This is a genomic window from Thermocrinis albus DSM 14484, from assembly GCF_000025605.1.
Lineage (GTDB): Bacteria > Aquificota > Aquificia > Aquificales > Aquificaceae > Thermocrinis > Thermocrinis albus.
In genome coordinates, this window is record NC_013894.1 from 137,666 (window position 1) to 158,703 (window position 21,038).

The window sequence follows — 21,038 nt, forward strand, 5'->3', positions numbered from 1 at the left end:
ATCTCCCTATGCTGTCGGTGGAAGAGCAGCTCCGCATCATAAAGAGAGGCACTGTGGAGATCATAGAGGAGGAGGAGCTAAGGAAAAAACTGGCAGAGGGAAGGCCTCTTCGCATCAAGGCGGGTTTTGATCCCACCGCTCCGGACCTTCACCTGGGTCACGTGGTGCTTCTTAACAAGCTGAGGCAGTTTCAAGATCTGGGTCACGAGGTTTACTTCGTGATAGGAGACTTTACCGCCATGATAGGAGATCCCACGGGAAGGAACGAGGTAAGACCACCCCTTTCCCGAGAGGAGGTTCTGGAAAACGCTAAAACTTACGAACATCAAGTTTTTAAGGTTCTTGATCCTCAGAAAACCAACGTGGTTTTTAACAGCTCCTGGATCACTCCCCTCGGAACGGAGGGTATCATAAAGCTCTCCGCCCACTACACGGTGGCACGTATGCTGGAGAGGGATGACTTCTCCCGTAGGTTCAAGGAAGGCATACCCATCTACATCCACGAGTTTATATATCCACTACTGCAGGGTTATGACTCGGTGGCTCTCAAAGCCGATGTGGAACTGGGTGGGACGGATCAAAAGTTTAACTTACTGGTGGGAAGAGATCTTCAGAGGGCTTACGGACAGGAACCTCAGGTTTGTATCACCTTACCCCTGTTGGTGGGATTGGACGGTGTTAGGAAGATGTCTAAATCTTACCGTAACTACGTAGGTCTTCAGGAAGATCCTGATTCCATGTTCGGTAAGATTATGTCCATATCGGATCAACTTATGTGGGAGTATTACACCCTCCTCACCGATATAGAGGAGGAGGAGATAAAAAACATGAAGGAGAAGTGGCATCCTGCAGATGCCAAGAAGCGCCTTGCCCATTACATTGTGGAGCGTTTCCACGGTAAGGAGGCAGCAGACAAGGCTCTGAGTAACTTTGAGAGAACCTTTTCCCGTAAGGAGTTTCCTGAGGACGCACCTGTTTTGGAACTGCCCATGGGATACAGACAAAAGGCCTTTGAACTGCTTTACAGCTTAGGTATAGAGAACTCTAAGAACTCGGCACGCAGAGTCATAGAAGGGGGTGGTCTTAGGATAAACGGTAGAAGAATAGAGGATCCCAACGAAGAGATAGAGGTGACAGAGGAACTCAGACTCCAGGTGGGTAAGAAAAGGTTCTTTCGCATAAAACCTATCTGACCAGCTTGACCCTCTCCCAGTTTACCGGCTTAAAACCTTCGTCTCTGGCCTCCTTCTTGGCCTTTTGGTAACTGATTATTCTGTTTATGTCGGTTCTCAGGGTAAGGTTCTTTTCCAACTCAGCTTTGTACTGTCTGAGGGTTTCGGTGTAGCGCTTGGATACCTGCAGGGCGTATATGGAGTAAGCCAGATTTGAAATAATAAGGATCACTATTAGAAAAAGGCATCTCATACCTTCTCCCCTGCTCTCAGTTTGGCGCTTCTGCTGGGAGGGTTTTTCTCTATCTCCTCCCGGGAGGGTGTTATGGGTTTTTTGGTGAGAGGCTTTATCTCGTGGGAGTGTTCTTTGAAAAAGTTCTTCACTATTCTGTCCTCCAGAGAGTGGAAGGATATCACCACCAGTCTTCCTCCCTTTCTGAGAAACTTTAGGGTCTTTGGGAGAGCTTCTTTGAGGTTTCTCAGCTCACCGTTTACCTCTATCCTTATGGCCTGAAAGACACGGGTGGCCGGATGTATCCTTCCCCTTCTGTAAGGTACCACAGACAGAACTATCTGCACCAGCTCACCCGTTGTCTCTATAGGTTTTTCCTTTCTTCTGAGGACTATGGCTCTCGCTATTCTGGAGGCGTAGGGTTCTTCTCCGTACTCCCTCAGTATACGCTCCAGATCTCTCTGGGAGTATCTGTTAACCACGTGGTAAGCGGTAATAGGATCTGATGGATCCATTCTCATGTCCAGAAACTCGTCCCTCTGGAAGGAAAAACCTCTTGCGCTTTTCAGCTGCATCATGGACATGCCAAGATCAAAGAGAAAACCGTCCACCTGCTCTACACCTTCCTGAAGTAACACCTCGTCTAAGTGCACAAAATTGGCGTGGTACAGACTAAACCTTCCTTCGAACTCCCTCAGGTTTTCCTCCGCCAACTTCAGAGCCTGAGGATCCCTGTCTATACCTATCACGTAAGCCTGAGGGTTTTTCTCCAAGATCCTTCTTGTGTGACCTCCTGCACCTACCGTGCAGTCCACGTAAAGTTTGCCTCCATTTCCTAAAAGTAGATCCGTAGCTGTCTCCAACAAAACAGGAAAGTGATGCATTATCATACATAATAAATGAGTCCTCTTCTCTTAGCTACACTGTTGGTGATCCTATCTATAAGTGTTTGGGAAGCTTTCCTCATCCTTCTTCTCATCTACACGGGAATCCTCTTCCTAAAGGGTAAGCTCAGTTTTGGTGGCGTTATGATGAAGCCTTTATTAATGTACGCTGTGACTGTTTTGTTGTCTAACCTTCTCTTTGCTCCTAAGGAGTACATAGGTAAAGCGGTGGAGAGAAGCGTCTTCTTACTGGTTTACCCTTTGGGAGAAAGGTGGCACCTTGGAAGGGAAAAGCTCAGCTATTTTTGTAACTTTCTGACACTGGCAGGGTTCTTACTTTTTCCTGTAGTACTTTACAAGTTTCTCAAGACGGGAACGCCGGCTCCTCTGTGGGGAGGTGTCTTTGAAGTGGCCATACTTTACTCCCTCTTTTCCTTATCTTCTTTGGGCCTTTTCCTCTACAAGAGGAGCTGGTTTTACTTTTTAGCTTTTGTATTCTTCTTGGGAGTTGTTTTTTTTAGTGCCAGAAGATCTACCCTCCTGGGTCTCCTCTTTACCCTACTCCTTCTTCTGTTTCTTATGAGGGATAGAGTAGGTAAGAGGGTGGTGGTGGCAACAGTAGGGATACTTTTGGTGGGGTCCACCGTGGCTTTTCTTTTTTTGGTGGAGAAGGACCCTCGCTTCAGAGCTCTGTACGAGGTTATAACCCACCAAAGATCCATAGATGACAGATCTCTTTCTGTTATATCCAGCTATAGGTGGGACTTGGCAAAGGCAGGTATTGAGGTGATACGGAGAGATATAGAGGAGGGGAGAATCCTTAACCTTCTTCTGGGACACGGCATGGACCCCGCCTATCGCCTTAACCCTCCATCACCCATAGGAGGGGGTACCTACGAATCTGTCATCCTTATCTCCGAGTTTACCGAGAAGGGGCTTTTGGGCCTTGCTGCTATCCTTTGGATATTTTGGTCTTATTACCGTTATCTTATCAGGTTCCGCTTTAAACAGAAGGAGGATTTTCTCCTTATACCTCTTGTGGGTATGATGTCGGTACATCTCATAGGTAGTATTTTCACAGGTTTTTGGGACGCCATGCTTCCCCTCTTTCTCCTTTACCTACGGGTTGTGGAGGTGATAAAGAGTGCTGAAGAAGGTTGAAAACATCCTGATGATCTTGGGTCACTCTGCAGGTGTGGGTGATCTTCTGCGTGCTTCCGCCAGCTGGAGAGCTCTCAAAAACGCTTATCCCGACGCTCACCTACATCTTCTCTTTATGACGAAGGATCCTGGCTATGTTTCCGAAAGGCTCATATCTCACCACCATCTTCTGTCTTCCTTTCACACAATAGACAAAAGGATAAGAAACCTGCAGGACTGGAAGAGGATGCTGAGGGAGTTTTCTCAAGTGGTGGAAAGGATAAAGCCTGACCTCATAATAGACTTCGAACCTCATGGACTCAAAAGCTCTGTCCTTTGTCTTTACGCTCGCATAAGATGGGGTATACCCACCGTGGGGGTGGATGAGTTTCCTCTGAGAGGTCTCTTTTACCAGATAAGGGCACCATCCAGTCGTAAGGTCCTCAAAACTGAAGATTACACAGATAGGTTCTTCGTAGTCCTTAAGGCATTGGGTATAGAGAGAAGGGGTATACCCATAGAGCTGGAGGAGACAGAGGAGGCCGTTGCCTTCAGAAAGAACCTGAGGAAAAGACTGGGCATAGAAGAAAGTACACCTCTTATAGGCCTCAACATAGGCTGTGGAACACCTGACGCTCTATGGAAGAGACCTCCTATACCTTTGCTGAGAAAACTCATGGAAAAGATACAGAGAGCAATGAAGGGACATCTCCTTCTGACGGGAGCCTCTTTTGAGAAGGATATCAACGAAGAGTTTCTAAAAGGGTATCCCTTACCTGCCACCGACATGGCAGGACTAACCGACATACTGGAGCTACCGGGACTCATAAGGAGTTGTCAGCTTTTTGTGTCCACCGACAGTGGACCCTACCACATGAGTGTGGCTCTACGGGTTCCTACTCTCGCCATCTTTGTAAAACCCTTTCCCTCCTCTTACCACCATCACCCGTGGGTCAGGATAGGTGTTTTACAGAGAGAGGAGGACATTCCTCAGCTTCTTGAAAAGGCTATGGAACTTCTTAAATTCTCCCAAAAAGAGCTATGAGAAAAAACAAAACCTTCTTTGTGTGTCAGGAGTGCGGTTACACATCGGTAAGATGGATGGGGAAGTGTCCTGCCTGTGGTAGCTGGAACTCCATGGTGGAGGAAAAAGATCAGCCCGTGACGGAAGTAAGGACTTCTCAGGTGGATGTCAGACCAATATCTATGTGGGAGGTAGAGAGTAAAGATAGGTTCACCACAGGGTTTAAGAATCTGGACGAGGCGCTGGGGGGAGGTTTGGTGGCCGGACAAGTAATCCTCATAGCGGGAGAGCCGGGTATAGGTAAGTCCACTCTCCTCCTTCAGGTATCGGACAGGTTCTCACGCCTTTACGGAAAAGTTCTGTATGTATCTGGAGAAGAGTCGGGGCCTCAGATCAGCTTGAGGGGACAGAGGATAGGAGTGAAGAGTGACCAACTTCTTGTGCTTTCGGAAACTCATCTGGAAACAGTTCTGAAGGTGATGGAGGAGCTTTCTCCCAAAATGGTGGTGGTGGACTCGGTGCAGACCCTCCACTCTCAGGAGCTAGAGTCTTCCGCAGGGTCCGTTTCTCAGGTACGAGAGTGCTCTTTTCGCCTTGCCGAGTGGTGCAAAGCTAGAGAGATTCCCCTCTTCTTGGTGGGTCAGGTCAACAAGGAAGGTATGATAGCAGGTCCTAAGGTGTTAGAACACCTTGTGGATACCGTCCTTTACTTTGAGGGTGAAAGATACAGCTTCCATAGAGTCATAAAGGTGGTGAAAAACAGGTTTGGGTCTGCCGGAGAGCTGGCGGTGTTTAAAATGAGTTCCATCGGGCTTGAGGAGGTTCCCGATCCCTCGGCCTTCTTCCTGGAAGGAAAAGTGAGAGCTCCTGGCAGTGTCATCTTTCCCAGTACGGAAGGTAGTAAGCCTGTACTTTTGGAGGTGCAGGCTCTCACCATAGATGCCCTTTACACAACACCCCAAAGGAGGACGCAGGGTTTTGATCCCAACCGCCTTTCTCTCATACTGGCTATTTTGGAGAAGGAGGCTAAGGTATTCACGAGGGATAAGGATGTGTTCATCAACGTGGTGGGAGGTATGCAGGTGAAAGAACCTGCCGGTGATCTGGCTGTGGCTCTGGCTGTGGTATCATCGGTAAAAGGTAAGGTGCTGCCCGATCTTCTCGTTTTCGGCGAACTGGGTCTGGCTGGGGAGGTTCGGGGTGTGCATCTTCCTGAGCTGAGGCTTAAGGAAGGTGCTAAGTTTGGTATAAACACCGCGATAGTTCCTAAAGGATGTTATCTGGAAATAGACGGTATGCAGATTTTACCCGTTTCTCACATAAGAGAAGCTATAGAGTATATTTTGGAAAACCACCATGAAGGTGCTGTTGGTGGAGGATGACCATCTTTTGGGGGAGAGTGTGAAGGAGTTTCTCAAGGAGAACGGGTGTACAGTGGACTGGGTGTGGGATCCGAGAGAGGTTAAGGATCTTTTGGAGGTTTCCATATACGATGTGATAATCCTGGACCTGATGATGCCTCACCTGTCGGGAGAGGAGGTGCTCAAGGAGATAAGGAAGAAAGACCAGAAGGTACCTGTTCTGGTGTTGACGGCCAAGGGAAGACTGGAGGACAAAAAGGTGTGTTTTAATCTGGGAGCCGATGATTACCTTACCAAACCCTTTGAACCTGAGGAACTCCTCTTGAGGCTGAAAGCCTTAGTGAGGAGGAAGTTACCTTCCAAACAGGTGGAGATAGGCAGGCTCAAGGTGGATCTAGAAGAAGAGAAGGTGTGGTTGGATTCTAAAGTCCTCCTCCTGTCCCGTAAAGAGTGGCTCCTCCTCAAGTACCTGGTGGAGAACAGGGGAAGATGCGTAAGTAGCGAGGAGCTTCTTAACTACGTTTGGGGGGATGAACCTGTAGGTGAAGAAGTAGTGAGGGCCCACATAAAGAACTTACGTAAGATACTACCACCCGACACCATAGTGACAGTAAAGGGTAGAGGCTACTGTATACCCTAAAGTTCAGTCAAGGCAGTACTGAAGAAGCTCCTTCTTTCCCTTTCCCTCCCGTGAGGAAGTGAAGAGGATCTCCACAGTGGTGTGTTTTCTCACCGACTTGATGGCGGAGGATATCTCGTCCTGAGTTGCTGCATCCACCTTTGTGAGGACCACCTTGTAGGGAAGTTTCCTGTAATGGAGCCATTCTATCATTTGGACATCCAAAGGTGTCACACCTACTCGGGAATCTATGAGGAGAAAAACCCACTTTATGAGCTCTCCATAACGGGAAAAATACTCCTCCATCATCCGTCTCCAAGCTTCCCTTTCTCTGTGGGACACACGGGCATAACCGTAACCTGGAACATCTACCAGGTACACCTTTTCACCAAAGGGTATGAAGGTCACCCTTCTTGTTCTTCCTGGATCCTTACTTACCGCCACCACCTTTTTACCCAACAGCATGTTGATGAGGGAAGACTTACCTACGTTGGACCTTCCCACCAGCACCACGTGGGGTTTGTCCAACCACTCCTCCATAAAGTTTTATAATATCCGTGCATGTGCGGTATAGTGGGATACACGGGAAGAAGCAGCGCTCTTCTGATACTTCTTGAGGCTCTCGAAAGGTTGGAGTATAGGGGATACGACTCATCGGGTGTTGCCATAATAGAGAAGGGTAAGCTCTTTGTGGAGAAAAAGGTAGGAAAGATAAGGGAGCTGGTGCGCAGTCTGTGGGGCAAGACCCTGGAGGGCACAACAGGCATAGGTCATACTCGCTGGGCCACTCACGGAGGTGTGTGTGAACTGAACGCTCATCCTCACATCGACTTTACAGGTGAGTTTGCCCTTGTCCACAACGGCATCATAGAGAACTACATGGAACTGAAGGAGTTTCTGCGGTCCAAAGGTGTGGAGTATAAGTCAGAAACGGATACGGAGGCTATAGTACACTTAGTGTCCCTCCACTACAAGGGTGATCTTTTGCAAGCTGTAATGTCCACTCTTCCTTACCTGAAGGGTGCTTACGCTTTTGCCGTCATCACCACCAAGGAACCCAACAGGATAGTGGCCGTAAGGTACGGCAGTCCGCTGGTGGTGGGTTTGGGAGAGGATGGTAACATGATAGCTTCCGACATTCCTGCCCTTCTTCCTTTAACCAGGAAGGTGATACCCCTTGACGACGGTGAAGTGGTGGACGTAACACCTGAAGGTGTGGTCATATACGATACGGAGGGTAACGTAAGGGTAAAAGATCCCATAACAGTTACGTGGGATATAGTTTCTGCCGAAAAGGCAGGCTTTAAGCACTTTATGCTGAAGGAGATCTTTGAGGGACCACGGGTCATAGGAGATACTCTGAGCGGTTTTGTTTCACGGGACTACTCTCTTCCCTTTTCCCTGAAAGACTTCAGAAGAGTTATCATAACCGCCTGTGGCACTTCTTACCACGCTGGACTCATCGCCAAGTACTGGATAGAAAAGTACGCCCAGATCCCGGTGGAGGTGGCCTACGCTTCGGAGTTTAGATACTCCGACACTCCGGTTGGTCCGGAAGATTTGGTGATAGCTATATCTCAGTCTGGGGAAACGGCGGATACCAGATTTTCTGCCCTCAGTGCTAAAGAGAAGGGTGCCACCTTAGTGTCGGTGGTGAACGTGGTAGGTAGTGCTCTCAGTAGGGAGTCTGATTACACTCTTTACACTCATGCGGGACCGGAGATAGGTGTGGCAGCCACCAAAACTTTCTTGGCTCAGCTTACGGTCCTCTACAGTCTCGCTGCCATACACAGCCCGGACAAAGACAGACTCATGCAGTCTCTCATGCGTATACCTTCTCTGGTGGAGAAGGTTCTGGCAGAGGCCAACTACGTGAGGGAGATAGCCCTCAAATACGCCCATGTCAAGAGTGTGCTTTACTTGGGAAGGTATCTCAGCTATCCGGTGGCCATGGAAGGAGCCCTCAAACTGAAAGAGATATCATACATCCACGCAGAGGGTTTACCTGCCGGTGAGATGAAGCATGGACCTATAGCCCTTATAGATGACAGTATGCCGGTGGTGGTGGTGGCTCCCCACGACAGGGTTTACGAAAAGGTCATCTCCAACATAGAGGAAGTTCTGGCAAGGAAAGGTAAGGTGATCAGTGTAGGTTTTGAGGGAGACAAGCAGCTGGAGAAACTCTCCCTACACTTTATACCTGTACCGGCAGTGGAGGAGGATCTCACACCTTTCCTGACGGTGGTACCCCTACAACTCATGGCTTACTACATAGCGGATTACCTAGGTCTGGACGTGGATCAGCCCAGAAACCTAGCCAAAACTGTTACCGTTGAGTGAGTAGGAACTTTAGTAGAGCCTTCTGAGTATGTAGACGGTTTTCTGCTTGAGTGAATATGAAATCGGCAAAGGCTTCGAACACCTCCTCCGTTATCTCCTCCCCCTTTCTGGCAGGTAGACAGTGCATCACCTTTACGTCCGGTCTAGCATAAGACAACAGCTCCTTGTTCACCTGATAGGACCTTAGCACCTTTATCTTCTCCTCATCCCTTTCCTGGTTCATACTGACCCATACGTCCGTGTAGACAACGTGCGCGTCCTTCACAGCCTCTACGGGATTGGGAGTTAGGTATATGCTACCTCCCGTTATTCTGCATAGATCCTCTCCCGCCTGGTAGTAGTAGGAGGAAGGTTCGTAACCCTCTGGTGTGGCCACAAATAGCTTAAGACCAAACAGACCGGCTCCCACCAACCAGGTGTTACAAACGTTGTTACCATCTCCCACATAAGCTATCTTGATGGAGGTTATCTCTTCACCAAAAACTTCGTAGAGAGTGAAGATATCACTTAGTATCTGACAGGGATGGGACATATCGGTCAGAGCGTTCACCACAGGTACGGAGGAATGAAGGGCGAACTCTTTCAGTTTCTCATGGGAGTCTGTCCTTATCACCACACAGTCCAGATACCGTGATAGAGTACGGGCCGTGTCCTTTATGTCCTCTCCTCTTGAGATCTGAAGACTGTTTTCCATCATAAAGACGGGATGACCACCGAGGGAGCTGATGGCCACCTCAAAGGACACACGGGTTCTTGTGGAAGGTTTTGTAAAGATGAGCCCTATATGTTTACCTTCCAGGTATTTCTGGCTCTCTTGACCCCTTTTGAAGCTCTCCGCACTTTGCAGAAGCTCCCATCCCTCTTCGGGTGTTATATCCCACAGATCTATGAAGTTCCTCATTTTTAATATTATACGCCACCACCGGCAGAGTACAGACTAGCATATATTTATTTTTGTTATGAGCCTCAAGGAAGCGCTCCAGAAAAAGAGTCCCTACGTGTACCTTCTACCGGAGGGAACAGTTCAGGGCCAGAAAGTACCTGTATACTTTTACCTCAGCGAGAGACTTCTGGAGCTGCTGGAAGAGGATGCCATAAGGCAGGCTGCCAACGCCGCCACATTACCGGGTGTGGTGAAGGCTATATACGTTATGCCAGATGTTCACGTAGGCTACGGTTTCCCGGTAGGTGGTGTTATGGCCACCGATACCAAGGAGGGGATCATAAGTCCCGGTTCCATAGGATACGATATAAACTGTGGGGTCAGACTTATAGCCACCTCCCTTACCGCCGACAAAGTGTATCCTGTTAGGGAAAAACTTATGCAAGAGATCCTCAGGAACGTACCTGCGGGAGTAGGTTCCACAGGTAAACTCAAGCTTTCCAAGAAGGAACTGGCGGAGGTGCTGGTAAAGGGGGCAAGATGGGCTGTGGAGAGAGGATTCGGTTTCGAGGAAGACCTTCAGCATATAGAGTCGGAGGGTGCTCTACCTGGTGCTGATCCCAGTAAGGTATCCAACACCGCTTACGAGAGGGGAAGTGGTGAGCTGGGTACGGTAGGCTCAGGTAACCATTTTGTGGAGATACAGGTGGTAGATGAAATATACGACGAGGAGATATCGGAAACCTTAGGTCTCTACGAGGGACAGGTGACCATAATGGTGCACTCAGGTTCCAGAGGACTGGGTCATCAGGTGTGCGTGGACTACCTAAAGGTGGCAAAGGACAGCTTGGCCAAGTACGGTATAAGTCTTCCCGACATGCAGTTGGCCTGTATGCCCTTTAGCTCACCTGAAGGGCAGTCTTACTTTGGTGCTATGAAAGCTGCGGCCAACTATGCCTTCGCCAACAGACAGATACTAGGTTACCTGACGGCGGACACGGTGAGAAGGTTCTTTGGTCTATCTTGGGAAGATCTAGGCTACCGACTCATATACGATCTTGCTCACAACATAGGAAAAGTGGAAAAGCATAGGGTAAACGGTAAAGTTATGGAGCTGGTGGTGCACAGAAAAGGGGCTACGAGAGCTTTTCCACCCTTCCACGGTGAGGTACCTCCTGCCTACAGAAGTATAGGTCAACCTGTTCTCATACCCGGAGATGTAGGAAGGTACTCTTTCCTTCTGGTAGGTCAGGAAAGGAGCATGGAGATGAGCTTCGGCAGTGCCTGTCACGGGGCGGGGAGGCTCATGTCCCGTTCCAAAGCCAAGGAGTTGGTACGCAGAGAAGGGTTGGAAAAGGTACTGGAGGGTCTAGTGGTGGTGGCCAAAGGTAAGGGTACTATAGCGGAAGAGATACCTCAGGCCTACAAGGACGTTAGTGAGGTGGTAAGGGTGGTTCATGAGCTGGGCATAGCCAAACTGGTAGCCCGTATGCGCCCACTGGGTACCCTCAAAGGATAGCATGGATATAGTGTTTGAGAAGGGTATAAAGCACACAGCTCACGGTCTTAACTTCTACATGTCTTACTTTGACGATATAGCCCGTCTTCTTCCCAGAGATGAGCTCTGTTTCGTGGTAGGTGGATGGGTGAGAGACAGACTTCTGGGTGAGCCGGTAGGATACAAGATAGACGTAGATCTTCTCGTCACGTGTGACCCACGTAAGATAGCCAAAGATCTGGCAGAGGCTATAGGAGGCACCTACTTTGAGTTTGAAAAGAAGGGACTTCTCAGAAGGCCGACGGTGGCCACCGTCATCTTGGAGATTCCTCCTTACAGGTACAGGTTTGATTTTTCCCAGATAAAGGGTAAGGACATAGAGAAAGCTCTGGTGGAGGATCTCCTTTCCAGAGACTTCACCGCCAACGCTATGGCGGTGAGTTTGGACGACGTTCTCAGTATAGGAGCCAAACAAACTATCATCTACGATCCCGCTCACGGTGTAGAAGATCTGGAGATGGGTGTTCTGAGACCGGTCTCCATCAAGAATCTTGAGGAAGATCCTGTCAGAATCCTCAGGGGTGTGAGGCTGAGTGTGGAGAAAGATCTTGAGCTCACTGAGGATTTTTACCAGTTTGTCCTCCGTAAAAAACACATAATACGGAAGGCATCTCCCGAAAGGATAACGGTGGAACTGTTGCGTATTCTGGAACTCCCTAACAGTGCGCGTGCTCTAAGGGAGATGTATCGGCTTGGACTACTCCAGGAGCTGTTTCCCGATATAGCCAGATGGAAGGAGGTCACCACCTCCCATTACTCCTTAGAGAAGCACATGGATCTCCTTTGGGAAGAGATGGACAAAGTGGTGGAAGAAAAAGAGAAGTTCCTGCATGCCGAACTTCTGAGCCAGATAGGGAGTAAAAAGTTTCTGGGAGAGTTCTCTGACCTTGCCGCTCTGAAGTTGGCTGCCATCTTTCACGACATAGCAAAACCTCACACCTTCCAGATGAAGGATGGCAAACCCACTTTCTATCAACACGACCAGTTAGGTGCCCTTTTGGTGAAGGAGTACGGTAAAGCTTACAGATGGGGAGAAGATCTTACGCGCTTTGTGGCCGATCTTGTGACCTATCACCTGAGGGTGTTTTATCTGAAAGAGTCCCTAAAGAAGGGAGAACTCACCGACAGGGGAAGGGGTAAGTTCTGGAAGGAGTGTGGTCACATAGCACCGTGGCTTTTCCTTCATTCCATAGCGGACGCGAGAGCTTCCCACGACAGTGAAGAGGAGCTACATCACCTTATGGACACCATCCACGATCTTACCCATTTCGCGATGCGCAGTAAAACTAAACCGATAAAACCTCTGCTTACCGGTCATGACATAATGGAGTTGCTCTCCATACCACCCGGTCCGCTGGTGGGTGAAATAAAGAGAGCGCTGGAGGAGGCTCAGTTGGAGGGTAAAGTGTCCACCCGTGAGGAGGCGATAGATTTTGTAAAAAACTACCTTAGGAACTCAAACCTGATGGGTGAACCCTCCTGATCTCTTACCTCAAAGCCTATACCGCATTGCCCACGCCACCTTCCTACCTGGCCCAGAACCTGCCCCTTTCTGATCCTCTCCCCTTTCCTCACCAGAAGGTTTCTCCCGTACTTGTAAACGGTCATAAAATCTCCGTGGTTTACCACAAGAACCTCTCCGTAGGTTTTAAGATCGCTGCCTGCGTACAGGACAGTACCTTCTTGCACACTACGGAAAAACTCACCGCAGTTGGTTTTTATAAAAACACCCCTCTCATCCCGCATCACACTTCCATAAACAGGCATGGCGACCCTTAAAACCTGGTACTCTTCTCTGTGGGTTGTTTTAGGCCTTGTGGGTCTGTCCCTTATCTCCACCTGCAGGACACTGCAGGCTTCAATAAAGATCAACAAAAGGAGGATCAAAGCCCCCATCTTCCAGCATCCTGTAGGCTGATGGTATACACTCTATGAGGTAAGAGGGTGTCACGCTTTCCGTGTGCAGCTTCCTTTCTGCCAGCTCTCCCGCGAGCCCATGAAGAAAAACTCCCACCTTTAAGGCCTCTTCTGTAGGCAGTCCTCTACCCAAAAGTGCTGTCAGTACGCCTGCCAGAACGTCACCTGTACCACCCTTTGCCATGGCAGGTGTCCCTCTGGTGGAGATGTAAACCCTCCCTTCGGGAGTGGCTATGACGGTGCGCGAAGACTTAAGAACAAGGTAACATCGGTTTTCTACCGCAAAGTCCACCGCCACATCCACCATACTACCCAGTATGGTTTCCTTAGGAAGGGATGTGAGTCTCTCCATCTCACCTACATGGGGTGTAAGGACCACAGGATTCTCCCTTTCTCTGAGGGCCGGAAGGAGTTTCCCATCCGCCACGTTGTTGATACCGTCAGCGTCCAGAAGGAGGGGTACCTTCACCTCTTCTATGAGGAACTTCACCAGCTTGATACCGTCCTCGTACCTATCCATACCCATGCCTACACCCACGGCGGAGAACCTTCCAAGATGCTCTCTTAGAATATGAGAGGAAGAGGAGGAAATCCTCTCTTCTCCCATAAGGGGCAGGCACATCTCTTCTGTAAGTTGGGAGTGTACCGTGGTGCAAAGACTTTTAGGTACTCCCACCGTTACCAGACCGGCACCTGCCCGTGTGGCGGCTCTTGCCGCCATGATTATCGCACCCAGTTTACCCAAGCTACCCCCCAAGAGGAGAACATGCCCCATCTTACCTTTGTGGACATCCTTTTCCCTAACGGGAACACTCACCTTCAGGAGCAGTTCTCTCTGTACCTTATCTACCGTATGGGGTGGTATGCCTATGTCCACCACGTAGAGTTGTCCACACCTTTTGGCAGCAGGATGAAGGATGTGACACAGTTTGGGATACTGAAAGGTGACGGTGGCACTGGCCTTTACAGAAGGTTCAAAGATAAGGCCACTGTCTGCCCAAAGTCCCGAAGGAATATCCACCGAAAGCACTGCTGCCCCGCTATCGTTGAGTTCCTTTATGATGTCGGCCACTTTAGGATCCTTTACGGGAGGTACAAAACCCGTTCCAAAGATGGCGTCTACCACAAGATGGTAGTCTCCTAAGAAAGGTTTTTGATGTAAGGGCTCAAGACCTATGGTTTTGAGGATATTAAGCTGGGTGAGGGCATCACCCTTAAGATCCTCTCCCTGCACCATAAAGTAATCCACCTTATACCCCCAAAGGTGGAGCTGGCGCGCCACCACCAGACCATCACCACCGTTGTTGCCTTTTCCCACCAACACCAGTACCTTCCTGACGTCCCTAAAGTACTCCCTTATGACTCTGCACACACCCAACCCTGCCCTCTCCATAAGTACCAGGGAAGGTATACCACCCTCTCTGTCGGCCTGTGCCATTTCGTGAGCCTTCAGAACCTTCATAAGAGCTTATAATAACTGAGACTGGCATGAAGAAGGTGGTCATTCTCGGAAGCGGACCCAATAGGATAGGTCAGGGTATAGAGTTTGACTACGCCTGCGTTCAGGCCATATTCTCCCTGAGGGAGGAAGGTGTTCAGACCATAATGATCAACTGTAACCCTGAGACGGTTTCTACCGATTACGACACAGCGGACCGTTTGTACTTCGAACCTGTAGTTTTAGAGAACGTCCTGGAAGTCATAAGGAGGGAGAAACCTGACGGTGTACTGATTCAGTTTGGGGGACAAACCCCCCTAAAACTATCCCTCCCGTTGAGGGATGCTGGTGTAACTATACTGGGAACTCCTCCTGAGAGTATAGACATAGCCGAGGACAGAGAGCTCTTTCGTCGGCTCATACAGAAACTGGGACTACGCCAACCTCCCAGTGAGGCGGTGAGATCCAAGGAAGAGGCCATTAGGGTGGCAGAAGCTATAGGCTACCCTGTTTTGGTAAGACCTTCCTACGTTCTGGGTGGCAGGGCTATGAGGATCATCTACGACAGGGAAGAGTTAGTCACCTATCTGGAGGAAGCTGTGGAAGTAAGCTATCAGAGACCCATCCTTATAGACGCTTATCTGTCCGACAGCGTTGAGGTGGATGTGGACGCTATTGGTGACGGTGAGGACTTTCTGGTGGGTGCCGTCATGGAGCACATAGAGGAGGCTGGTGTACACTCCGGAGACAGTGCAGCCTCTATACCCCCCTACACGTTACCTTCTGACGTGGTGGAGGAGATAAAGCGTCAGTCTAAGGAAATAGCCAGAAGTCTCGGAGTGGTAGGTCTCATAAACCTTCAGTTTGCGGTGAAAGACGGTGAGGTATACGTACTGGAGGTAAACCCAAGGGCTTCCCGTACCGTTCCCTTTGTCAGTAAGGCCATAGGCTACCCTCTCGCCAAGCTGGCTGCCAAGGTGTCCATAGGGAGAAAGTTGAGGGAGCTGGTTCCTGAGGTCTTTAGGAGATTAGAAGAAGGTAATGTTCATCCGTGCAGCGACTTTTTACCCTCTGACTGGAACCTTTACTGTGTGAAGGAGGTGGTCTTCCCTTGGAACCGCTTTCCCGAAGTGGATCCTGTACTGGGTCCTGAGATGAAGAGTACGGGTGAGGTGATGGGCATAGACACTGTGTTTGGTCTGGCCTTTTACAAAGCTCAGCTGGCTGTCGGTAACAGACTACCGACGGAGGGGAGTGTGTTTGTCAGTGTGGCCGACAAGGACAAACCTAAGGCGGTGGATTTGGTGAAAGGCTTTCTAGAACTGGGTTTTGAGGTGCTGGCCACATCGGGCACCTACCAATACATGAAGGAGAAGGGTCTGGAGGTGAAACATGTCCTAAAAGTCTCCGAGGGAAGACCTCACGTAGTGGACATGATCAAAAACGGGCAGATATCTCTCGTCATCAACACACCTACAGGAAAGCGCGCTAGAACCGACGCTTATTACATCAGAAGGGCTGTGGTGCAGTACTCTGTACCCTATACCACCACCGTGAGGGGTGGCTACGCTATGTTGGAGGCTATAAGGTGTTACAAGAACTCCGGTGGTAAACTGACGGTGCGTGCCCTTCAGGACATTTTTCCATGAAGATAGTCATAACGGGAGAACCGGGTGTCGGTAAAACCACCCTCGTTAAAAAACTGGTCCAAATGTTGGGAGACAGAGCGGTAGGATTCTGGACGGAGGAGATAAGGGATAAAAAGACAGGAAAAAGAACAGGGTTTAAGGTGATAAACACACAAGGACAGGAGGTTGTCTTTGCATCCAAGTTCTTCACGTCGCGCCATCTGGTGGGTTCTTACGGCGTTAACGTGGAACGCTTTGAAAAGGTTGCTCTTCCGGTTCTGGAGGAGGCCATAAAGGCCGAAAAGGATAAGGTGGTTGTCATAGACGAAGTGGGTAAGATGGAGCTCTTTTCAAGACCTTTCAGAGAGCTGGTAAGACAGATACTCCATGATCCCACCAAAAGGGTGGTGGTCACCATTCCCATAAGGGATGTGCATCCTCTTGTGAAGGAGATAAGGAGGCTCAAAGGTGCTGTTCTTATAGAACTCACCCTTGAGAACCGTGAGCGGATACATCAGGATATATTCCAGCTTCTTTTAACTTCTCTAAGATAAAACTCAATGCCCCTTCTGTTCCAAGAGCATCCATGTCTACCTCTATCCAACCTTGTTTTGAAAACCACCTCATCTGTCTTTTGGCATACTGGAGAGTGTTTCTGATGATGTTGTTTACCGCATCCGACAGAGTTATCTCCCCCTTCAGGTAAGGGATAAGCTCCTTGTAACCTATAGCTTGCTGAGAGGTCAAAAAGTTTTCTAGACCCATCTGCATCAACCTTCTTACCTCCTCCACCAGTCCCTGCTGTATCATCAGCTGGGCACGTTGAGCTATCCTCTCTGCCAGAACGCTTCTGCTACGCTTCAGATAAAAGCACAAACATTGAAAGCGTGGACTGGACCATCTGTGAAAGGAGGAGAAGGGCCTTCCTGTTTGCAAGAAGACCTCCAGAGCTCTCACCACCCTCCTCAGATCATTGGGGGATATCTTACCGGCGTAGAGGGGATCCACCACCAGCAGCTTTTGGTAAAGCCAGAGATTTCCTCTACGCCTGGCTATAAGGTACAGCCTTTCCCTCAGTTTCCAATCAGGTGGAGGTGTGTCCTCTATACCGTACAGAAGCACCTGCAGGTAAAGGTAGGACCCACCACACACCAGAGGTATCTTCTTTCTCCTTAGAAGATCTTCCACTGCGCGCAGCGCCCTCTCTTCAAACATACGAGCGTCAAACACCACACCGGGATCCACTTCATCCACCAAGTGGTGTTTTATCTCTTTCATACACTGCACGGGCTTAGCTGTCCCTATGTCCATACCTCTGTATACCGCCATGGAATCGGCACTTATTATTTCGGTGTTCAGTCTTTTGGCAAGAAGGCAACACAGTTCCGACTTTCCGCTAGCGGTGGGACCTGCAACCACCAGAATCATTCTTCCAAGAATAGGCTTATGCCTGCAACTCCGTAGGCTCCGTTCTTATAACACAGCTTCAGTTTGTCCCACGTAACACCACCAAGAGCGTAAACAGGTATGGAAACAGCTCTGGACACTTCCGCTAAAGTTTTAAGACCAACAGGCTCTGCGTTGGGATGGGACCTGGTGGGGAATATGGGACTGAGGGTTATAAAGTCAGCTCCCTCCCTCTCCGCTTGAAGGGCTTCCTCCATGTTATGGGCAGAGAAACCTACCAGGAGCTTTGGGCTGAGTTTTTTGACCACCGAAGGTGGAAGTCCAGAAGAGGGTAGATGAACACCATCTGCCTCCACGGCCATGGCGATGTCTACCCTGTCGTTTATAAAAAGGAGAGCACCGTAGCGTGCCGTTATCTCGCGCACTTTTAGGGCTTTTTGATAGTACTGAGATGCTGAGATATCCTTCTCCCTCAACTGGATCATTCTCACACCCCTTTCCATGAGGCGCAGTAAAATCTCCTCCCATCTGTCACCATAGAGTTTACTGTCGGTGATGGCGTAAAGTCTAGGTAGCTGAGCCATGCAAAAGCTCGATAACGTGCTGTATGTCCTTATCACCTCTCCCGGAGAGGTTTAGAACCACGATGCCACCTTTCCCTATCTCCCTTGCTATCTCTACTGTTTTCAGAACGGCGTGAGCAGGCTCAAGAGCGGGTATTATACCCTCCAGTCTGGCCAGAAGCTTAAAGCCCTCCAGTGCTTCCTCATCAGTGGCTGTGAGGTATATGGCCCTACCTGATTGAAAAAGGTAGGCGTGTTCTGGCCCTACTCCGGGATAGTCTAGTCCCGCCGACACGGAATGGGTGGGTAGTATCTGGCCTTCCTCGTCCTGCAGGAAGTAAGATTTCATACCATGAAGAACACCCACGGAGCCACCGTTTATAGATGCTGCATGTTGGCCCGTATGGAGACCCATACCACCTGCTTCTACACCTATCAGTTTGACTTCCGGATGTTCTACGAAGGGGTAAAAGATACCCATAGCGTTGGAGCCACCACCCACACAGGCCACCACAGCATCGGGAAGCCTTCCTTCCGCACGTAAGATCTGCTCCTTTACTTCTTTACCTATCACACTCTGAAAATCTCTCACCATCATGGGAAAGGGATGAGGACCCACCACGGATCCTATCACGTAGTGGGTGGTATCCACGTTGGTGACCCAGTCTCTGAGAGCTTCGTTTATAGCGTCCTTGAGGGTCCTGCTACCACTCCTCACTATGTGTACCTTGGCACCCAAAAGCTCCATTCTGAAGAGGTTAAGTCTCTGTCTCTGAGCGTCCTCCTCGCCCATGTAGATGACACACTCAAGACCCATAAGGGCACAGGCTGTAGCGGTGGCAACACCGTGTTGTCCCGCACCTGTCTCCGCTATGACCCTTTTCTTACCCATCCTTTTGGTGAGGAGTACCTGACCTAAGGTGTTGTTGATTTTGTGGGCTCCCGTGTGGAGAAGATCCTCTCTCTTTATGTAGATCTTGGCACCACCTGCGTAACGGGTTAGATTCTCAGCCAAGTAAAGGGGTGTAGGTCTTCCTGCGTAGTGATGAAGGTAGTTTTCCAGCTCCTGCCAGAAGGTGGGATCTTCTTTTACCTTTGTGTAGGCTTCTTCCAGCTGCTCCAGAGCGTACATGAGGGTTTCTGGAACAAACCTTCCACCAAACTCACCGAAGTATCCTCTCTCATCGGGAAGTTTCTTCATAATCTCTCATTATAACCGTGTTAATATATGACACCAAAAAGGCAAGAGGTGGTTTGGCATGACGGACGTGTTCTTTATGGAGAGGGATCCTTACGCACCCATAAGACACTGCTATCCTGTGTCTAAAGTCCTTTACCATGGCAAGAGCCCCTATCAGGAAATCATGGTGGTGGAGTCCCCCCACTTTGGAAAGGTGTTGATACTGGACGGTGTAGCTCAGTGTGACGAACGGTTTGAGTTCATCTATCACGAATTCATGGCCCACGTACCCCTTTACGCGCACCCCAATCCCCAAGATGTCCTCATCATAGGAGGTGGTGATGGTGGCGTTCTGAGGGAAGTTCTCAAACATCCTGAGGTGAAGAGGGCGGTTCTGGTAGACATAGACAAGGAGGTGATAGAGGTGTCCAAAAAGTTCCTTCCCACCATGGCGTGCAGTTTTGACGATCCTAGGGCTATAGTCATCAACGAAGACGGCTACAAGTACATACAGGATTACGAAGGTGAGTTTGACGTGATAATAGTGGACTCTACGGACCCAGTAGGCTTCGCTCACGTGCTTACCACCGAAGAGTTCTTCAAGTACGTGTACAGAGCCCTTAAGGAGGACGGTATATACGTAGGTCAGACAGAATCCATACATTACCACGTGGAGATAGTGAGGAGAGTACAGAAGGCTCTACGGAAGGTTTTCCCCATAGTGGATCTCTACACGGCCGTCATACCAGGTTACGCAGGCTACTGGTGGACTATGTCCATAGCCTCCAAGAAGTACCCTGTACGAGAACCTTCCAGAGAAGTTACCGTTTCCACAAAACTTTACAGTGCTGACATGCATAGGTATGCCTTCCTTCCCGAAAGCTTTTACCAGAGAATTCTGAATGGTGATTACTCTTTCTGAAGGAAGAAGAGTTTAATGGTCCTTCTGGCTCTCTCAGGATCCTCCCTCAGTATACGGTGGGCTTCTTGCATAGCTTTAGCAGAGCTTCCGGCAGGTAAACCTTCCCGTTGTAGCCATTGGAGGAAGTGATATCTGGCAGCTATGGAGGCACAGGCAACCGCTATGTTCTTCTCTCCTTTTGGAACAAAGGTGACCTTAGGTCCGAAAGGGTTACGGGAGGCATAGGCATCCACCACTATAGGATACTGGCAGGGGACCTCTTTTAGTAACTCTTTGTAAAGGTAGGTTAGCACCCTGTTCATGTTGGGCATGTCCTTGTACAAGGCGTTGAGCTCCTCCGGTGGCATTATTCTACACCTTATATCCACCAGATCTTGCATCAAGGAAAATTTTTTGGCTATCTGCTGGGGTGTAAGGGATTTTCCATCTCTGGGAGCTACCTGTACCAGCTTTAGATAGTTCTCCGGTTTGACCACAGCACAGCACACCACCAAAGGCCCGAAAACGTCCCCCTTGCCCGACTCATCACAACCCACAACAGGACCCTCTAAACCCCCCAATTTCTCGAGGAGAAGGTCCCTTATCCTTTCCGCCCCCTTGCCCTGTATCAGCACTACCCCGCTGGGAAAGTAGGAAACTTTGACACCTTCACCTTGCAAAGACCAAACAGCGCCTCTCACCCATGCTTCCTTTAGACCAAAACCCCTCAGATAAGACAGCAGATCCTCCGACAGTTCCTCCGGTATCTTAAGGGTCAGGTTCATACTACA

Annotated in this window: 21 protein-coding genes; 11 read left to right on the forward strand and 10 right to left on the reverse strand. The window is 49.5% G+C overall.

Annotation, left to right across the window (positions count from 1 at the left end; genetic code table 11):
* The first annotated feature begins 8 nt into the window (after positions 1–8).
* Entirely contained in the window at positions 9–1,193 is a 1,185-nt protein-coding gene (gene tyrS / locus THAL_RS00735) for a tyrosine--tRNA ligase (protein WP_012991192.1), read from the forward strand.
* Here tyrS and THAL_RS00740 read toward each other — a convergent pair.
* Both THAL_RS00740 and rsmH read right to left on the reverse strand, forming a co-directional pair.
* The gene (locus tag THAL_RS00740; RefSeq protein WP_012991193.1) at positions 1,186–1,425 is read right to left on the reverse strand and encodes a hypothetical protein; all 240 of its coding nucleotides are present in this window, start codon (positions 1,423–1,425) and stop codon (positions 1,186–1,188) included. The two genes, tyrS and THAL_RS00740, sit on opposite strands and share 8 nt — an antisense overlap.
* A complete protein-coding gene (gene rsmH / locus THAL_RS00745) occupies positions 1,422–2,291 on the reverse strand; it encodes a 16S rRNA (cytosine(1402)-N(4))-methyltransferase RsmH (protein WP_425598184.1) in 870 nt (289 codons plus the stop codon). Before rsmH ends, THAL_RS00740 begins: the two co-directional genes overlap by 4 nt.
* A gap of 12 nt (positions 2,292–2,303) precedes the next feature.
* Here rsmH and THAL_RS00750 point away from each other — a divergent pair, with 12 nt between their 5' ends.
* Genes THAL_RS00750 through THAL_RS00765 form a run of 4 tightly spaced genes read left to right on the forward strand, consistent with a single transcriptional unit; the run spans position 2,304 to position 6,453 of the window.
* Positions 2,304–3,449 carry a hypothetical protein gene (locus THAL_RS00750; protein ID WP_012991195.1) on the forward strand — a complete coding sequence of 382 codons (1,146 nt, stop codon included), beginning with the start codon at positions 2,304–2,306 and terminating at the stop codon, positions 3,447–3,449.
* Positions 3,433–4,473, forward strand: a complete 1,041-nt coding sequence (locus THAL_RS00755) for a glycosyltransferase family 9 protein (protein ID WP_012991196.1) — start codon at positions 3,433–3,435, stop codon at positions 4,471–4,473. The genes THAL_RS00750 and THAL_RS00755 overlap by 17 nt, the downstream gene beginning before the upstream one ends.
* Entirely contained in the window at positions 4,470–5,834 is a 1,365-nt protein-coding gene (gene radA, locus THAL_RS00760; protein WP_012991197.1) for a DNA repair protein RadA, read from the forward strand. Before THAL_RS00755 ends, radA begins: the two co-directional genes overlap by 4 nt.
* Entirely contained in the window at positions 5,809–6,453 is a 645-nt protein-coding gene (locus THAL_RS00765; RefSeq protein ID WP_012991198.1) for a response regulator transcription factor, read from the forward strand. Before radA ends, THAL_RS00765 begins: the two co-directional genes overlap by 26 nt.
* A 3-nt stretch (positions 6,454–6,456) precedes the next feature.
* Here THAL_RS00765 and yihA read toward each other — a convergent pair whose 3' ends face one another.
* Positions 6,457–6,972 carry a ribosome biogenesis GTP-binding protein YihA/YsxC gene (yihA, locus tag THAL_RS00770; RefSeq protein ID WP_012991199.1) on the reverse strand — a complete coding sequence of 172 codons (516 nt, stop codon included), beginning with the start codon at positions 6,970–6,972 and terminating at the stop codon, positions 6,457–6,459.
* A gap of 21 nt (positions 6,973–6,993) precedes the next feature.
* Here yihA and glmS point away from each other — a divergent pair, with 21 nt between their 5' ends.
* Positions 6,994–8,772 (forward strand): glutamine--fructose-6-phosphate transaminase (isomerizing), encoded by a 1,779-nt coding sequence (gene glmS / locus THAL_RS00775; protein ID WP_012991200.1) that lies wholly within the window; start codon positions 6,994–6,996, stop codon positions 8,770–8,772.
* On the opposite strand, the gene argF is transcribed toward glmS, so the two are convergent.
* On the reverse strand, positions 8,759–9,673 hold the full coding sequence (gene argF / locus THAL_RS00780) for an ornithine carbamoyltransferase (RefSeq protein ID WP_012991201.1): 915 nt from the start codon (positions 9,671–9,673) through the stop codon (positions 8,759–8,761). The two genes, glmS and argF, sit on opposite strands and share 14 nt — an antisense overlap.
* Before the next feature lie 58 nt (positions 9,674–9,731).
* On the opposite strand from argF, the gene THAL_RS00785 reads away from it, so the two are divergent.
* Both THAL_RS00785 and THAL_RS00790 read left to right on the forward strand, forming a co-directional pair.
* Positions 9,732–11,174: an RtcB family protein gene (locus tag THAL_RS00785; RefSeq protein ID WP_012991202.1), complete on the forward strand. Its 1,443-nt coding sequence runs from the start codon at positions 9,732–9,734 to the stop codon at positions 11,172–11,174.
* A 1-nt stretch (position 11,175) separates the two neighbouring features.
* A complete protein-coding gene (locus THAL_RS00790; protein WP_012991203.1) occupies positions 11,176–12,696 on the forward strand; it encodes a tRNA nucleotidyltransferase/poly(A) polymerase-related protein in 1,521 nt (506 codons plus the stop codon).
* Here THAL_RS00790 and THAL_RS00795 read toward each other — a convergent pair.
* Positions 12,657–13,109: a murein hydrolase activator EnvC family protein gene (locus tag THAL_RS00795; protein WP_012991204.1), complete on the reverse strand. Its 453-nt coding sequence runs from the start codon at positions 13,107–13,109 to the stop codon at positions 12,657–12,659. The genes THAL_RS00790 and THAL_RS00795 overlap by 40 nt on opposite strands.
* Positions 13,072–14,592 carry a bifunctional ADP-dependent NAD(P)H-hydrate dehydratase/NAD(P)H-hydrate epimerase gene (locus tag THAL_RS00800; RefSeq protein ID WP_012991205.1) on the reverse strand — a complete coding sequence of 507 codons (1,521 nt, stop codon included), beginning with the start codon at positions 14,590–14,592 and terminating at the stop codon, positions 13,072–13,074. The genes THAL_RS00795 and THAL_RS00800 overlap by 38 nt, the downstream gene beginning before the upstream one ends.
* 26 nt (positions 14,593–14,618) lie before the next feature.
* Between THAL_RS00800 and carB the strand changes: the two genes are divergently transcribed.
* Positions 14,619–16,217 carry a carbamoyl-phosphate synthase large subunit gene (gene carB / locus THAL_RS00805; RefSeq protein ID WP_012991206.1) on the forward strand — a complete coding sequence of 533 codons (1,599 nt, stop codon included), beginning with the start codon at positions 14,619–14,621 and terminating at the stop codon, positions 16,215–16,217.
* A complete protein-coding gene (locus tag THAL_RS00810; RefSeq protein WP_012991207.1) occupies positions 16,214–16,750 on the forward strand; it encodes an NTPase in 537 nt (178 codons plus the stop codon). Before carB ends, THAL_RS00810 begins: the two co-directional genes overlap by 4 nt.
* Here the strand turns inward: THAL_RS00810 and miaA are convergent.
* From miaA to trpB, 3 genes are read right to left on the reverse strand one after another with little or no spacing between them, the layout of a single operon-like run.
* Entirely contained in the window at positions 16,683–17,624 is a 942-nt protein-coding gene (miaA, locus tag THAL_RS00815; protein ID WP_012991208.1) for a tRNA (adenosine(37)-N6)-dimethylallyltransferase MiaA, read from the reverse strand. The two genes, THAL_RS00810 and miaA, sit on opposite strands and share 68 nt — an antisense overlap.
* Entirely contained in the window at positions 17,621–18,187 is a 567-nt protein-coding gene (gene thiE / locus THAL_RS08550; protein ID WP_012991209.1) for a thiamine phosphate synthase, read from the reverse strand. Before thiE ends, miaA begins: the two co-directional genes overlap by 4 nt.
* Complete coding sequence (gene trpB / locus THAL_RS00825; RefSeq protein ID WP_012991210.1) at positions 18,171–19,367, reverse strand: tryptophan synthase subunit beta; 1,197 nt, start codon at positions 19,365–19,367, stop codon at positions 18,171–18,173. The genes thiE and trpB overlap by 17 nt, the downstream gene beginning before the upstream one ends.
* A 58-nt stretch (positions 19,368–19,425) precedes the next feature.
* Between trpB and speE the strand changes: the two genes are divergently transcribed.
* Positions 19,426–20,268: a polyamine aminopropyltransferase gene (gene speE / locus THAL_RS00830; RefSeq protein ID WP_012991211.1), complete on the forward strand. Its 843-nt coding sequence runs from the start codon at positions 19,426–19,428 to the stop codon at positions 20,266–20,268.
* Here the strand turns inward: speE and THAL_RS00835 are convergent.
* Positions 20,256–21,032, reverse strand: coding sequence for a ribonuclease HIII (locus THAL_RS00835; RefSeq protein WP_012991212.1), 777 nt, complete (start codon positions 21,030–21,032; stop codon positions 20,256–20,258). The two genes, speE and THAL_RS00835, sit on opposite strands and share 13 nt — an antisense overlap.
* Between the last annotated feature and the right edge of the window lie 6 nt (positions 21,033–21,038).

Coding starts and splice junctions, on each gene's coding strand:
- tyrS (WP_012991192.1), top strand. CDS start 9: ATGCTGTCGGTGGAAGAGCAGCTCCGCATCATAAAGAGAGGCACTGTG.
- THAL_RS00740 (WP_012991193.1), bottom strand. CDS start 1,425: ATGAGATGCCTTTTTCTAATAGTGATCCTTATTATTTCAAATCTGGCT.
- THAL_RS00750 (WP_012991195.1), top strand. CDS start 2,304: ATGAGTCCTCTTCTCTTAGCTACACTGTTGGTGATCCTATCTATAAGT.
- radA (WP_012991197.1), top strand. CDS start 4,470: ATGAGAAAAAACAAAACCTTCTTTGTGTGTCAGGAGTGCGGTTACACA.
- THAL_RS00765 (WP_012991198.1), top strand. CDS start 5,809: ATGAAGGTGCTGTTGGTGGAGGATGACCATCTTTTGGGGGAGAGTGTG.
- yihA (WP_012991199.1), bottom strand. CDS start 6,972: ATGGAGGAGTGGTTGGACAAACCCCACGTGGTGCTGGTGGGAAGGTCC.
- glmS (WP_012991200.1), top strand. CDS start 6,994: ATGTGCGGTATAGTGGGATACACGGGAAGAAGCAGCGCTCTTCTGATA.
- argF (WP_012991201.1), bottom strand. CDS start 9,673: ATGAGGAACTTCATAGATCTGTGGGATATAACACCCGAAGAGGGATGG.
- THAL_RS00785 (WP_012991202.1), top strand. CDS start 9,732: ATGAGCCTCAAGGAAGCGCTCCAGAAAAAGAGTCCCTACGTGTACCTT.
- THAL_RS00790 (WP_012991203.1), top strand. CDS start 11,176: ATGGATATAGTGTTTGAGAAGGGTATAAAGCACACAGCTCACGGTCTT.
- THAL_RS00795 (WP_012991204.1), bottom strand. CDS start 13,109: ATGGGGGCTTTGATCCTCCTTTTGTTGATCTTTATTGAAGCCTGCAGT.
- THAL_RS00800 (WP_012991205.1), bottom strand. CDS start 14,592: ATGAAGGTTCTGAAGGCTCACGAAATGGCACAGGCCGACAGAGAGGGT.
- carB (WP_012991206.1), top strand. CDS start 14,619: ATGAAGAAGGTGGTCATTCTCGGAAGCGGACCCAATAGGATAGGTCAG.
- THAL_RS00810 (WP_012991207.1), top strand. CDS start 16,214: ATGAAGATAGTCATAACGGGAGAACCGGGTGTCGGTAAAACCACCCTC.
- miaA (WP_012991208.1), bottom strand. CDS start 17,624: ATGATTCTGGTGGTTGCAGGTCCCACCGCTAGCGGAAAGTCGGAACTG.
- thiE (WP_012991209.1), bottom strand. CDS start 18,187: ATGGCTCAGCTACCTAGACTTTACGCCATCACCGACAGTAAACTCTAT.
- trpB (WP_012991210.1), bottom strand. CDS start 19,367: ATGAAGAAACTTCCCGATGAGAGAGGATACTTCGGTGAGTTTGGTGGA.
- speE (WP_012991211.1), top strand. CDS start 19,426: ATGACGGACGTGTTCTTTATGGAGAGGGATCCTTACGCACCCATAAGA.
- THAL_RS00835 (WP_012991212.1), bottom strand. CDS start 21,032: ATGAACCTGACCCTTAAGATACCGGAGGAACTGTCGGAGGATCTGCTG.